Below are 14,058 nucleotides of genomic sequence, written 5' to 3'. Positions count from 1 at the left end.
TGAACCGCTCCATGAACGCCACCGACCCCTGCTTTGCAGCCTGGCTCTCGAAAGAGACGGGGATCGACGCGCACTCGCTCGGTATCAATGCACTCGAGCGCGCCGTGCTCGAACGCGTGCGCGCCACACGGGTGGGCTCCTCGGCCGCCGACGCCGCCGACGGTGCGGTGGACCTGTACTGGCAACGGCTTAACGACTCGCCGGACGAACGGCTCGCGCTGGTCGAAGCGTTAGTGGTACCCGAGACCTGGTTCTTTCGCGACCGCGAGGCCTTTGTCGCGCTGGCGCGGCTTGCCAATGAAAAGTTGGCGCGCGATCCGGCGCGAGTGCTGCGCGTGCTGAGCGTGCCTTGCTCAAGCGGTGAGGAACCGTACTCAGCGGCGATGGCTCTCCTCGACGTGGGGATCGGCGCGGAGCGCTTCACCATTGACGCAATGGACATCAGCGCTCGCGCCATCGAGCTGGCGCAAAAAGCCGTCTACGGACGCAATTCGTTTCGCGGCGGCGAGTTCGGATTCCGCGAACGCCATTTCAGTTCGAGGGACGGAGGATGGGTGCTGAACGAACGCATCCAGCAGACCGTGCGTTTTGCGCAGGGGAATCTGTTCGAAACGTCACCCAACGCCGGGGGACGCTACGACTTCATCTTCTGCCGTAACGTGCTGATCTATTTTCAGCGGGACGCGCAGGATCGCGCGATTCATTTGCTCGACGCTCGACTGGCCGAGGGCGGAACGATCTTCGTCGGCCCTGCCGAAACCGGCTTGATGATGCGTCACGCGCTTAGCTCCGCACGCATTCCGCTGGCGTTCGCGTTTCAGCGCACGCCGCCCGAGGAGACCGGGACGCGCAGTTTCGCGTTGTTTGGGAAGGTGCCGGATGCGGCATCGGCTTCGGCTAACGCCACAGCGCTGCACGGTGTCTATGGGACGCTCAAGCCTGCGGTGGCGCGTGCTATTGCGCCGGTCTCCGTGCCCTCGCCCGTATCGAGCGCTTTTGTCCCTGCGGCTTCCGTGGCCGCTCCCGCAATTTCGCCCGCTTCGGCAGCGCGAGCCACGGCCACTGCGCCTCTGCTACGCGCGGCGACGCCCGCGCACGCCCAGGCCAATGGCCATGGCAACACGCATGCACATGCGCAGACACATGCACATGCCCGCGCGAAGCCTTCCGCCGCCGCCGCACCCGCCGCGTCGCTTGCCGAAGCACGGCGTCTCGCCGACGCCGGGCAGTTCGACAAAGCCGAACACGAGGCGCAGAGTTTCGTCATCCTGGACGGTACGGACGCCGAGGCCTTTCATCTGCTCGGCCTGATCGCCGACGCGCGCGGCCGCACCGCCGACGCGAGCGATTATTACCGCAAGGCGCTCTATCTGGCGCCTGCTCACTACGAGGCGCTCACGCATCTCGCGGCGCTGCTCGACATGACAGGCGACACCGCCGGCGCCCAGCAACTCATGCGACGCGCCCAGCGCGCCGCCGCCAGGATGCCGGCGATGGCGGACGCTCCCCTGAACCCACCGCGAGGCGCAAATGGCACACGGCGCCATTGAGAATACTGACGTAGTGACGCGCATCGACGATTGCTGGAATCGCATCGGCACCCGGGGTGACGGCTCGTGTCCCAAGCTGGCTGAACATTCGCGCTGCCTGAACTGTCCCGTGTTCGAAGACGCCGCAGCACGGCTGCTCGATCGGCCGGTGGGCGATATGGAGCTTGGCCAGTCTGCGGCTTCAGTGCCGAACGCGCTGTCTCGCGAGCCCGCCTCCGCAGCCCTCAACGAGCCCGTTGCGGTCGAAACCAGCGCCAACTCCGGCGCAACCCAATCCGCGCTGGTGTTTCGGATTGCCGAAGAATGGCTCGGCCTGCCGACCGCGGCGCTGCGGCAAGTCGACGATATCCGTCCGATCCATTCCCTGCCGCATCGACGCAATCGTGTCGTGCTCGGCCTCGTCAACATTCGTGGCGCACTGACGGTCGCCGCCTCGCTCGGCGAGCTTCTACATCTCGATCGTACGGTTAGCGGCAAGTACGAGTCGAGCAATGGCTACGCGCGCATGCTGGTCGCCGCGCATCGCGGCGAGCCGGTGGCCTTTCCGGTGGATGAAGTCGAGGGCGTCGTGCGCTTCCCGGCGAACTCGTTGCTGCCGGTGCCGACCACCCTCGCGCACGCCAGCGCCTCGCACGCCCGTGGCGTGCTCGCGTGGCGCGACCGCACCATCGGCCTGCTCGACACCGACCGTGTCTTCGAGTCGCTCGCCCGGAGTTTGCGATGAGTATCGACGACGATCTGAGCCGCCGCTCCTTGCTCGACCTGTTCCGCGAAGAAGCGCAGACGCAGACCCGCGTGCTGTCCGATGGACTGCTGGCGCTTGAACATACGCCGACGGACGCCTCGCAGCTCGAAGCCTGCATGCGCGCCGCGCACTCGCTGAAGGGTGCGGCGCGCATCATCGGCTTGCAGGATGGTGTCGACATTGCGCACCTGATGGAGGAATGCTTCGTCGCCGCGCAAACTGGCGCGCTCCGCCTCTCTACGGCACATATCGACGAACTGTTGCGCGGGCTCGACCTGCTGCTGCGCGCGGGCAACGCGGACACGGAGACGGCGCTCAGACGAGACGAAGTCGACGCCTTCATCGCGCGCCTCGCCGCGTTCAGCGATGCGGCGAACGATGCGCACGCGCTGCACACCGACGCCTCGGCCACGTCACCTTGGGGGACCACGTACGGCGCAATCGAAGACCCGGACGACGACGCAACGATGCGCGCCGCGCTCGCCATCCTCGGCGCCGACGCTGCAAAACTGCCGCTGAGCTTTGCCGAGCCAACGCCGGACCTTGAAGGAGCCGCTGCGGCCGAAACGTCCACGGTAGAGCAGTCCGTCACGCCAAGGACAGCGCCGGCCCCGAGGCTCGACACCCCGATGAACGTCCACGCCGCGCGCGACCCAGAGCGCATGCTGCGCGTGCGCGCCGACAACCTCGACAGGCTGCTGAGCCTGTCGGGCGAGTCGCTGGTCGAATCGCGCTGGCTCAAACCGTTCGCCGAGTCGATGCTGCGCGTCAAGCGCACGCAGCGCGATGCGGCACGCGCGCTCGACACCTGTTTCGAAACGCTTGCGGAGCGTCTCGACCCGCAAGCCCTGACAGCGCTCGATGCCGTGCGGCAGACGCTCGGCACGATGCAGCATCTGCTCGCCACGCGCATCGACGAGCTCGACCGGTTCGACCGCCGCAGCTCCAACCTCGCGCAGCAGTTGTACGACGAAGCGCTGCAATGCCGGATGCGCCCGTTCGGCGACGCAACGCATGCCTATCCGCGCATCGTGCGAGATCTCGCCCGCTCGCTCGGCAAGCGGGTGCGTTTTTCGATTGTCGGCGAGTCGACCCAGATCGATCGCGACATCCTCGACATGCTCGACGCCCCGCTCGGCCATCTGCTACGAAACGCACTTGACCACGGTGTCGAAGCCCCTGAGCAGCGTCTCGCGCAGGGCAAGCCTGCCGAAGCCACGCTGACGCTGGAGGCCCGCCATAGCGCGGGCAAGCTGCTGATCAGCGTCAGCGACGACGGTACCGGCGTCGACCTCGAGGCCGTGCTCGCTGCCGTGGTGCGACGGCAACTCGCCGACGCGGAAACCGCAGCCCGCATGTCGGATCAGGAACTGCTCGACTTTCTGCTGCTGCCGGGCTTCTCGATGCGCGCCCACGTGACCGACGTATCCGGTCGCGGCGTCGGACTCGATGCGGTGCACGAAATGGTCAAGGCGGTCCGCGGCACGGTGCGTATCGTCACGGAACCCGGCCAGGGCACGCGCTTTGTCCTGCAACTGCCGCTCACGCTCTCGGTGATCCGCAGCCTGCTCGTGCAGGTAGGTGGCGAGGCCTATGCGTTCCCGCTCGCGCACGTGCGCCGCACGCTGGAACTGGCGCGCGGTGAGATCGACATGCTCGAAGGGCAACAGCATTTCGCCTTCGACGGCCGCCCCGTGGGACTCGTCACCGCGCATCAGTTGCTCGGCACCGACACGCCGGACGAAGCACGCGCTAATGTCGCGGTGGTGGTCATCGGCGACGAACGCGGCACCTATGGCGTGGCGGTTGACCGTTTCCTCGGCGAGCGCATGCTGGTGGTGCAACCGCTCGACAGCCGCCTCGGCAAGGTCAAGGATATCGCGGCCGGCGCGCTGATGGAAAATGGCGAAGCAGTGCTTATCATCGACGTCGAAGACCTGCTACGCTCGGTCGACAAGCTCGTGCGCGGCGGACAGCTTGACAAGGTGCAGCGCGCCCAGGGCGTCGCGGCCCGGACCCGCAAACACGTGCTCGTGGTCGAAGACTCGCTGACGGTGCGCGAACTCGAGCGCAAACTGCTGGAAAAGCGCGGCTATACGGTGACGGTCGCGGTGGACGGCATGGATGGCTGGAACGCGCTGCGCAGCACCCATTTCGACCTGGTGGTGACCGACATCGACATGCCGCGCATGGACGGCATCGAACTGGTCGCGCTGATCAAGCGCGACGCACTGCTCAAAACCGTGCCGGTGATGATCGTGTCGTACAAGGATCGCGACGAGGATCGCCGCCGCGGGCTTGATGCAGGCGCCGATTATTATCTGGCCAAGGGTAGCTTTCACGACGAAGCACTGCTCGATGCGGTGCATGACCTGATCGGAGAAGCGCACACATGAACATCGGCATCGTCAACGACTTGCCGCTCGCCGTCGAGGCCATGCGCCGCGCGATCGCATTGCGGCCGGAGCATCGCGTGCTATGGGTGGCCACTGACGGCGGAGAGGCCGTGGACTTCTCCATCGCGCAGCCGCCCGATGTCGTGCTGATGGACCTGATCATGCCGAAGTTCGACGGCGTCGAAGCGACCCGCCGCATCATGGCCCGCGCGCCCTGCGCCATCCTCGTCGTGACGAGCAGCGTGGGCGCAAACGCATGGCGCGTCTACGAGGCGATGGCCGCCGGCGCGCTCGATGCAGTCGATACGCCGACCCTCGCCGACAACCGGCTCAACGACGCGTCGCAACCGTTGCTCGCCAAGATCGACCAGATCGGTCAACTGTTGGAAAAGCCCATACTCGCGCCCGCACCAAGGCCCAGTGCCGTGGTGTCGCGCGGCACCGCGCCGCTGGTCGCGATTGGCGCATCGGCGGGGGGCCCAGGCGCGCTCGCCGCGATACTCGGCAAACTGCCGGCCGACTTCGGCGCAGCCATTGTGATGGTGCAGCACGTCGACAAGGCATTCGCCGAAGGCATGGCGCAATGGCTCGACGGCCAGACCGAACTGACGGTGCGGGTGGCCATCAGCGGCGACCCGCCCAAAGCGGGCGAGGCTTTGCTCGCGGCAACCAACGACCATCTGTTTATGACACACACCGGCTCGCTCGATTACACCTCCGAGCCGGCCAGCACGCCCTATCGTCCCTCCGTCGACGTGTTTTTTCACAGCGTGGTGGAGCACTGGCGCGGCGACGCCATCGGCGTGTTGCTGACCGGCATGGGCCGTGATGGCGCGATCGGCCTGAAGGCGATGCGCGCCAAGGGTTACCGGACCATCGCCCAGGACGAAGCGAGCTGCGCGGTCTACGGCATGCCGAAGGCCGCCGCCGCACTCGACGCGGCACGCAGGATCCTGCCGCTCAGCAGCATCGCCGCTGAACTGGTGGAGAACATCAAACAATGAGCGAAAAGATTGGACATGAATGGCATAACACGCGAGACGCGCGTTTCCGAAACAGGTACGAAAATGGCAAATGATCAAACCGGCTCGCCTGACCAGCGAGCCAACGCGCCGGCTGCGCAGGACGGCGCAGACGCGACGCTCGAAGCAGCACGCGCGGCGCTGCAGACGCTTGCGCCGGCCGACCAGCCGGTGATGGTGTTGCTGGTCGACGATCAGGCGATCGTCGCCGAGGCCGTGCGTCAGGCGCTCTCCGCGGAAGACGGCATCGACCTTCACTACTGCTCGCGCGCCGACGAAGCCATGAAGGCCGCCGTGCACACCCGGCCGACGGTCATCCTGCAGGATCTCGTGATGCCCGGCATCGACGGGCTGACGCTCGTGAAGGCTTATCGCGCGACGCCGGCGATCCGCGACGTGCCCATCATCGTCCTGTCGACCAAGGAGGAGCCCGTCATCAAAAGCGCGGCCTTCGCGGCAGGGGCGAACGATTACCTCGTCAAACTGCCGGATCGCATCGAACTGGTGGCACGGGTCCGCTATCACTCGCGTTCATACATCAACCTGCTGCAGCGCGACGAGGCTTACCGGGCGCTGCGCCAGTCACAGCAGCAACTGCTCGAAGCCAATCTCGAACTGCGGCGTTTGACGCATTCGGACGGCTTGACTGGTCTGTCGAACCGGCGTTACCTCGACGAGTATCTGAGCGCCGAATGGCGGCGCGGTACGCGCGACAAAGCGGAAATGTCGCTGTTGATGATCGATGTCGACAATTTCAAGCTGTACAACGACACCTACGGCCATGTGGCGGGCGACGAAGTGCTCAAGCGAATTGCCGCGACGGTGGAACGGTGTCTTGGACGGCCAGGCGACCTGGCTGCGCGCTTCGGCGGCGAGGAATTTGCGGTCGTGTTGCCGGGCACGCGGCTCGAAGGCGTGCGCGCGCTTGCCGAAAAGATCCGCAGCGAAGTGGAGGCCTTGCAGGTGCCGCACGCGAGCTCGTCGACGGGGCAATACGTCACGATCAGCATTGGCGGCGCGTCGGTGATACCCACCGCCGACTCGCCGATGACGTCCCTGATCCAGGCAGCGGATCTCGCGTTGTATAAGGCAAAGCGCGGTGGCAAGAATCAGGTGACGCTGACCGGAGACTGATGTCGCGCGCTTATTTGACCGCTTATTTGTCCGCTTATTTGACTGCTTACGGACCGCGCATTTGACGGTCTACTTGACCGTCTGAATGACTTCGAAACCCTCGAATTCGGGGTGTCCGAGATAAAGCGAGCGGGTTTCGCCCCCGGCGTTGCGATGCGCCGCACGGAACGCGTCCGAGGTGGTCCAGCGCTCGAATGCCGCATGATCGGCCCAGACCGTGTGGCTGGAATACAGCACATGGTCTTCTTTCTGCGGCCCTCTCAGCAGATGAAATTCGATAAAGCCCGGCACCTCTTTCAGATGCGTGTCACGGCTAGTCCAAAGCGTTTCGAATGCGCTCTCCGAACCGAGAGCGACTTTGAAACGGTTCATCGCGATGTACATGGTGAATTCCTCACATCAAGGCCCGACTGCCCGCCTGCCCGATGGTCCGGTGAAGCGGGTAGCCCGGAGACAGGCTCGCCGCGCCGGCCTGGCGGCGCTGAGAGCCCGTAAGCGCCGCGCAGCGCCTCCGTAAATGGGGTGGGGCCGCGCGGGGATCGACGAGGCGATCAGGAGGCGTTTACCGCGTCCTTGAATGCCTTGCCGGCGGTGAACTTCACCGTCTTTGCCGCAGCGATCTGGATTTCCGCGCCGGTTGACGGGTTACGGCCAACGCGCGCAGCGCGGGCGCCGGTCGAAAATGCTCCGAAGCCGATCAACTGAACGGTTTCTCCTTGAGATACCGCCTTCGTCACCGCCTCGATGATCGCGTCGATCGACTTGCCGGTGGCCGTCTTGCTTTCGCCCGTCGCAGCCGCAACTGCGTCAATCAGTTCCTGCTTGTTCATTGCACATCCTTTCTGTATTTGATAGAACCGGCACCCCTTAAACGGCGCCAGACCCGCCACCCTACCTCATTCAGGCGCTTCTGCGCAAACTCGCGGCGTCGTGAATGCCTGCCCGGATGCCCCGGCCGCACGCCTTGACAGGCCCACGACGGCTCACATTCCGGGCGCCAGAAGCCCCATTCGAGGGCACTGAGATGCCACAGGGGCGCCCGCCACGAGCCCTTATCCTACCGCGCATTGGCCCACGGAAGCACGATAGGCACGGCTTTGAGGCGGTTGATGCGATACTTTGTCTTACCGTAGCGGAGTCTGACGGCTGCCGCCTGGGGGCTCCCTGTAAGGGTGCGTCAATACGCCCGCCCCCGTCAGATTGACAAGTAAAATAGACCGATAGACAGGTTCGTAAAGGTTGCAGTGTGGTTCAACAACAGCAGGGTTTTCTTCTTACCCGACATTGGCGTGATACGCCAGCTGGCACAGAAGTCGACTTCTGGCTGGCCACCGAGAGCGGTCCGCAGCACCTGCGCCTGCCGCCCCAGACCTCGGTAGCGTTCATTCCGGCTGAACAGCGCGAACGGGCCGAAGCGGTATTGCGCCACGAACGCCAGTACGAACTTCGCCCGCTCGGGCTGACCGATTTTCATCAACGCCCTGTCCTCGGACTGTATTGCAAGCAATATCGCCAGTTGCTCAAGCTGGAAAGGCTGTTGAAGGAATACGGCGTCAACGTCTACGAAGCCGATGTCCGTCCGCCCGAACGCTACCTGATGGAGCGCTTCATCACCGCGCCGGTCTGCTTCAGCGGCGAACCGGCTGGCGCGGGGCGCTGGCTCAACGGCGAGATGAAGCCCGATACGGCCTACCGCCCGGCGTTGAAACTCGTCTCGCTCGATATCGAAACCACCGCGCACGGCGAGTTGTACTCCATTGCGCTGGAAGGTTGCGGGCAGCGTCAGGTCTATATGCTCGGGCCGGCCAATGGCGACGCCAGCGGGATCGATTTCGATCTGGAGTATTGCGAGACCCGCCCGCTGCTGCTGGAAAAGCTCAATGCGTGGCTGGAACGGCACGATCCCGATGCGATCATCGGCTGGAATCTGGTGCAGTTCGATCTGCGCGTCCTGCAGGAGCACTCGCAGCGTTTCGCGGTTCCATTGCGTTTAGGTCGCGGCGGCGACGTGATGGAGTGGCGTGAGCACGGCGGCAAACAAAACCACTTTTTCGCGGCTGCCGCTGGACGGCTCGTTATTGACGGGATCGAGGCGCTGCGCTCGGCCACCTGGAGCTTTCCGAGTTTCAGCCTCGAATACGTGGCGCAAGAACTGTTGGGCGAAGGCAAAGCCATCGACAACCCGTACCAGCGCATGGCGGAAATCGACCGCCGCTTCGCCGAAGACAAGCCAGCCCTCGCGCGCTACAACCTGAAGGACTGCGAACTGGTCACGCGGATCTTCGCCAAAACCGAACTACTGACGTTTTTGCTGGAGCGCGCAACCGTCACCGGTCTCGCCGCGGACCGCAGCGGTGGTTCCGTCGCGGCTTTTACGCACCGCTACATGCCGCTGATGCATCGTCAGGGCTATGTGGCGCCGAATCTCGGCGATATGGCAGAGGAAGCGAGTCCAGGCGGCTTCGTGATGAATTCGCAGCCTGGGCTGTACGACTCGGTCCTGGTGCTGGACTATAAGAGCCTCTACCCTTCCATCATCCGTACCTTTCTGATCGATCCCGTGGGACTCATCGAAGGGATGCGCGATCCCGACGAGAGCACGTCCGTCGCCGGTTTTCGCGGCGCCAGTTTCTCGCGCAGCAAGCACAGCCTGCCCGCCATCGTCGGGCAGATCTGGCAAGGGCGCGAGGCGGCCAAGCGGCAACAGAACAAACCGCTGTCGCAGGCCCTGAAGATCATCATGAACTCGTTCTACGGTGTGCTGGGGTCGAGCGGTTGCCGCTTCTTCGATCCACGCCTCGCGTCGTCCATTACCATGCGCGGCCACGAGATCATGCATCGCACGCGCGAGCTGATTGAAGCGAGAGGCTACCAGGTCATTTACGGCGACACCGATTCCACCTTCGTGTGGCTCAAGCAGGCACGCAGCGAGGAACAGGCGGCGCATATCGGCCGTGCGCTGGTCAAATATGTGAATGAATGGTGGCGCGAGCATCTGCAGCAGGCGTTCGGTCTCGAGAGTGCGCTGGAATTGCAATTCGAAACGCACTACCGGCGCTTTCTGATGCCGACCATCCGCGGCGCCGAGCAAGGCAGCAAGAAGCGCTATGCCGGCCTCGTGGTGAAGGCCGATGGCAGCGAGGACATGGTCTACAAGGGGCTCGAGACGGTACGCACCGACTGGACGCCGCTCGCTCAACAATTCCAGCGGCAACTTTATCTGCGTATCTTCAAGCAGGAGCCCTATCAGGACTATGTTCGCGACTACGTTGAACGCACCTTGAGCGGCGAGTTCGACGACCTGCTGGTGTACCGGCGCAGGTTACGCCGCAACCTCGACGATTATCAGCGCAATGTGCCGCCGCATGCGCGTGCCGCCCGCATGGCCGATGAGTTCAACCAGCAGCAGGGGCGGCCCTTGCAGTATCAGAACGGCGGCTGGATTACCTATGTGATGACCGTGGCCGGCCCCGAGCCACTGGAAACGCGGCGCTCGGCGATCGACTACGACCACTATCTGACGCGCCAGCTACAGCCCGTGGCTGATGCAATTTTGCCGTTTTTGAGCGACGATTTTTCTGCCTTGATGACGGGGCAGAAGGAGTTGTTTTAACGATGCTGCAGCGGGTAGGCGCCCGCCGCAGCACTGGCAATTCAACTTCTACCGCTCACGCGTCCAGATACGCTACCTCGCCATGCAGCGCTGTATCGAGTCCGCGCTGCTCGGCAGCGGCGTCGAGCTTCACTGCAGTTACACGGTCGATCAGCCACAGCATCGCCCACGTAAACACGAACGCCCAAACCCCGGAGACGACGACGGCCACGCACTGCTTGACGAAGAACGCCCCGCCGCCCAGCAATAGACCGTCGGCGCCATTAGGATTCCAGGCTTTCGACGCAAACACGCCGAGCAGCACCGTGCCGGTCAGACCGCCCACGCCGTGCACGCCCCAAACGTCGAGTGCATCGTCGAGACCAAGACGGTTTTTCAGCGCGACCGCGTAGTAGCAGATCAGGCCCGCAGCAATCCCGATTATCGCCGCCGTGCTCGGCGACACATAGCCCGCAGCGGGCGTGATCGTCGCGAGACCCGCAACTGAGCCGGTCAACAGCCCGATGAACTTGGGCTGCCGGGCATTGAGCCATTCGATCAGCAACCACGTCACGGCCGCGAACGATGCGGCAATATCCGTGTTGAGAAACGACGAAGCGGTCACGGCATCGACGCGCAGCTCGGAGCCTGCGTTAAAGCCATACCAGCCGAACCACAGCAGGCCCGTGCCCAACGCGATCAGCGGCACGTTGTGCGGCTTGTGGGACATTACGCGACGGCGTCCCACATACAGCACCGAGGCTAGCGCAGCGAAGCCCGCCGTATTGTGCACCACGATCCCGCCGGCATAGTCGAGCACACCCCACTTCGCAAAAAGGCCCTCCGGACTCCAAACCATGTGGACGAACGGGAAGTACACGAGCACGAGCCAACCGGTCAGGAACAGGAAATAGGCCTTGAAGGTCACACGGTTGGTAAAGGCGCCCGTGATCAGCGCAGGCGTGATGATGGCGAACATCATCTGGTACGCCACATGGACCACCAGCGGAATGCCTGCGTCGTTGCCCGTGTACATGGTCTGCAGCGTCACGCCATGCAGGAATGCGTAGTAAGTCGGATCGCCGATGATGCCGTGCCAGGTCGGCCCGAAGCACATCGAGTAGCCGAAGGCGAACCAGAGCACCGTCGTCCATGCCAGAGAAATGAAACTCTGCATCATGATCGACAGCACGTTCTTGCGTTCTACCAGACCGCCGTAGAAAAACGCGAGTCCCGGCGTCATCAGCATGACGAGGCTCGCACACAGCAGCATGAAAGCGGTATTGCCGACGTTGATCGGCAGGGTTGCAGGAAGCACAGCTTGTCTCCTTGATTGTCTTCGCGCGGAACGATTAAACAACGCTTGTTTTCGTGGCTGTCGAAAAGTAGTCCCCCGCTGGCGGCAACACAATACGCGCGAGCGCTATTGCCGGATTCAGCAAGCCGATATGAGTACGCCAGGACGCGCTTGCGTCGAGATGCACAGGGGTAAACCACAGCGCCGAAACGTCACTGTGTCGAAGGATGTTCAAGAGACACGCAATACTGAGTTGTGGAAACGAAGGGAAACTGGAATTGCGGCGCAATTAGACTGTAATGATGGCGAGCGTGCTGAACGGCTTGTGCCAGTTCCCCGGTATCTCATCACGAACCAACTTTGGAGGGAGTGCATCATGAAAACGCTAGCCTATGCCATCGCCGCAGTATCGCTTTTGGCTGGGCCGATCACCTCCTCCGCGCAGTCGTCCAACGAGCCGGTCACGCGCGCACAAGTGCGCGCCGAACTCATTCGGGTGGAGCAGGCGGGATACAACCCCGCAACGTCGAACGATGCCTCCTATCCGGGAGACATCCAGGCCGCTGAAGCACGCCTGGGAGCGCAACAGCACATGGCCCAGGCGGGCGCAACCAGCTATGGTCCGGCAATGAATGGTTCGGCACAGTCCGGGGCGCAAGGCATGCAGCCGGCGACGAATCCGGCAAACGCCGGTCAATGACCGGGTCCGTACGATTCGTTCCCCTCATTACAGCTATCTCGAAGCCGGCCTTCACCGGATGCCTGCTTGCGCGCAAACTACAGACCATTCGCTCAACCTACGGAGAATGGCATGTTCGCAATGCAGTATTCACACCGGTTGCCCACCGATTACGACATGGAGATCATTCGCCGACGCGTTGCAGAGCGCGGGCCGCTGTGGAATGACACCGAAGGCCTCGTTTGCAAGCTGTTCGTCACGCAGCAGCGTAACCGGCACGGGGCAGCAGGCAACGTCTACGCCTCCATCTATTTGTGGCTCGACTCCGATGCAGCGGTCCGTTTTCTGATGGGGGAGCGGTTCCAGGCGGTGATAGATTCATTCGGCCGTCCGCAGATCGAAACCTGGTTGCCACTCGACGCGCGTCGCGGCAACGCGAAGCAAGCGCTGTCGATCTACCGCGACGAGCGTGTGCTGTCCGCCGCGACGGATCGCACGGCTTTGTACGCCGGTGAAGTTGAACGCAATCGGGAGATCGCGGTGCAGCCTGATACGGTCGCAGTGTGGGCGGCGCTCGATCTCCACGCGTGGAAGCTGATCCGGTTTACCGTCTCCTCAGTGCCGGCCGATCCGGCGCGAGGCGGCGAAGTGTATGACGTCCTGCACCTCGCGCAACCGGAGATGGGACGGCTTGCGTAGTATTCGACACGCGGCCCGCGCTCGTCAGACGTCGCGTGCCCCACTGCACGCACATCGCCAGCAAGGCGGCTTCGGCAAAGGCGGCAAGCGTGGCCTCGCGCGGCAGTGCGAAGGCCAAAAACAGGCAGAACGCCGCAAACGAGAAACGCCCCAACACCATCCCGCGCAACAGTGAAACGACGAAGTCCGGACCGTGAGCCCGATGCGACGATACCGACAACACGATACCGAGCAACGGAAATACCGCGAGCAGGCCGCTCCATGTCGCGCCCAATCGTCCGGAGAGCGACGTCACCAGTACGGTGAGCACCGTACCTGCCAGCATGCGGCTGAGCAGGTCGGTGCGGGTGAGCGGCGCCCCAGCCGCCACCGCGGCACTGCGCGGCAAGAAAGACTGCCCGAACAGCACCGCCGCCAATGCGACACCGAGCGCCCAGACTGGCGAGGCCGGCAAGAACGACAGCGCAGAGGCGGCCGCTAACCAGGTGACGAGCCCGGCCGCCAACGCGAGCGGCCACGCACGGATGCGGCAGGCCCATGCGTAGGCAAAATTGAATGCTTCGGAAGCGAGAATGGCGGACAGCGAAAGCGTTGCGGCATGCGCGCCGAACACCGGCCCGTGGGCCAGGACGAGCAGATAGAGAATCGGCCCGGCCACCACCGGCAGGCCTGCTAGCCACCCGGCGATGGATGGCCCCCACCACTTGCCCGACATCGACACGATCAACAGAAAGACGGGAACAAGCGTGAGCTTGAGTGCAAGCATGACAGGATCGCCCGGGTATAAAGCCGGATATTACCAAACCACCCTGCCGCCGTGAGACTGCTCATGAATCACGAAGCCTGACGATAGTAGAGATTCTGCGGATGCCGTGCTTCAGCGAAGAAAAACCAGCGCTCCGCCACCAGCCCCGCGTATTGCACGGCGCAGGCGGCACACAGCA

The 14,058-nt window shown here is 63.7% G+C and carries 12 protein-coding genes and 1 pseudogene; 8 read left to right on the top strand and 5 right to left on the bottom strand.

The features are described from left to right. The first annotated feature begins 11 nt into the window (after positions 1 to 11). From P3T40_RS38880 to P3T40_RS38860, 5 genes are all read left to right on the top strand, one after another. Positions 12 to 1,550, top strand: a complete 1,539-nt coding sequence (locus P3T40_RS38880; protein WP_429273007.1) for a CheR family methyltransferase — start codon at positions 12 to 14, stop codon at positions 1,548 to 1,550. Next, complete coding sequence (locus P3T40_RS38875) at positions 1,531 to 2,274, top strand: chemotaxis protein CheW (RefSeq protein WP_429273006.1); 744 nt, start codon at positions 1,531 to 1,533, stop codon at positions 2,272 to 2,274. The genes P3T40_RS38880 and P3T40_RS38875 overlap by 20 nt, the downstream gene beginning before the upstream one ends. Then, positions 2,271 to 4,691 carry a hybrid sensor histidine kinase/response regulator gene (locus P3T40_RS38870; RefSeq protein ID WP_429273005.1) on the top strand — a complete coding sequence of 807 codons (2,421 nt, stop codon included), beginning with the start codon at positions 2,271 to 2,273 and terminating at the stop codon, positions 4,689 to 4,691. Before P3T40_RS38875 ends, P3T40_RS38870 begins: the two co-directional genes overlap by 4 nt. Continuing rightward, positions 4,688 to 5,695 (top strand): chemotaxis response regulator protein-glutamate methylesterase, encoded by a 1,008-nt coding sequence (locus P3T40_RS38865; RefSeq protein WP_429273004.1) that lies wholly within the window; start codon positions 4,688 to 4,690, stop codon positions 5,693 to 5,695. The genes P3T40_RS38870 and P3T40_RS38865 overlap by 4 nt, the downstream gene beginning before the upstream one ends. Positions 5,696 to 5,758: 63 nt before the next feature. Beyond that, entirely contained in the window at positions 5,759 to 6,847 is a 1,089-nt protein-coding gene (locus tag P3T40_RS38860; RefSeq protein ID WP_429273003.1) for a GGDEF domain-containing response regulator, read from the top strand. Between the two features lie 69 nt (positions 6,848 to 6,916). Here the strand turns inward: P3T40_RS38860 and P3T40_RS38855 are convergent, their stop codons facing one another. Both P3T40_RS38855 and P3T40_RS38850 read right to left on the bottom strand, forming a co-directional pair. Next, entirely contained in the window at positions 6,917 to 7,231 is a 315-nt protein-coding gene (locus tag P3T40_RS38855) for an antibiotic biosynthesis monooxygenase family protein (RefSeq protein WP_429273002.1), read from the bottom strand. Between the two features lie 167 nt (positions 7,232 to 7,398). Next, positions 7,399 to 7,695 (bottom strand): HU family DNA-binding protein, encoded by a 297-nt coding sequence (locus tag P3T40_RS38850; RefSeq protein ID WP_429273052.1) that lies wholly within the window; start codon positions 7,693 to 7,695, stop codon positions 7,399 to 7,401. A 398-nt stretch (positions 7,696 to 8,093) separates the two neighbouring features. On the opposite strand from P3T40_RS38850, the gene P3T40_RS38845 reads away from it, so the two are divergent. Beyond that, positions 8,094 to 10,460, top strand: a complete 2,367-nt coding sequence (locus tag P3T40_RS38845) for a DNA polymerase II (RefSeq protein ID WP_429273001.1) — start codon at positions 8,094 to 8,096, stop codon at positions 10,458 to 10,460. Positions 10,461 to 10,515: 55 nt separating this feature from the next. Here P3T40_RS38845 and P3T40_RS38840 read toward each other — a convergent pair whose 3' ends face one another. After that, positions 10,516 to 11,757 (bottom strand): ammonium transporter, encoded by a 1,242-nt coding sequence (locus tag P3T40_RS38840; protein ID WP_429273000.1) that lies wholly within the window; start codon positions 11,755 to 11,757, stop codon positions 10,516 to 10,518. A gap of 355 nt (positions 11,758 to 12,112) precedes the next feature. Between P3T40_RS38840 and P3T40_RS38835 the strand changes: the two genes are divergently transcribed. Both P3T40_RS38835 and P3T40_RS38830 read left to right on the top strand, forming a co-directional pair. Beyond that, on the top strand, positions 12,113 to 12,436 hold the full coding sequence (locus P3T40_RS38835) for a DUF4148 domain-containing protein (protein ID WP_429272999.1): 324 nt from the start codon (positions 12,113 to 12,115) through the stop codon (positions 12,434 to 12,436). 111 nt (positions 12,437 to 12,547) lie between these two features. Then, the gene (locus P3T40_RS38830; protein WP_429272998.1) at positions 12,548 to 13,114 is read left to right on the top strand and encodes a DUF4865 family protein; all 567 of its coding nucleotides are present in this window, start codon (positions 12,548 to 12,550) and stop codon (positions 13,112 to 13,114) included. On the opposite strand, the gene P3T40_RS38825 is transcribed toward P3T40_RS38830, so the two are convergent. Both P3T40_RS38825 and P3T40_RS38820 read right to left on the bottom strand, forming a co-directional pair. Next, positions 13,020 to 13,880, bottom strand: a complete 861-nt coding sequence (locus tag P3T40_RS38825) for a hypothetical protein (protein ID WP_429272997.1) — start codon at positions 13,878 to 13,880, stop codon at positions 13,020 to 13,022. The genes P3T40_RS38830 and P3T40_RS38825 overlap by 95 nt on opposite strands. 68 nt (positions 13,881 to 13,948) lie before the next feature. Continuing rightward, positions 13,949 to 14,058: pseudogene (locus P3T40_RS38820) on the bottom strand (DMSO reductase); the annotation flags it as partial.

It is taken from the genome of Paraburkholderia sp. EB58 (genome assembly GCF_050436665.1).
Classification (GTDB): Bacteria; Pseudomonadota; Gammaproteobacteria; order Burkholderiales; family Burkholderiaceae; genus Paraburkholderia.
The sequence above is the reverse complement of the archived record's forward strand: the minus strand, read 5'-3'. Positions and strand labels throughout refer to the sequence as shown.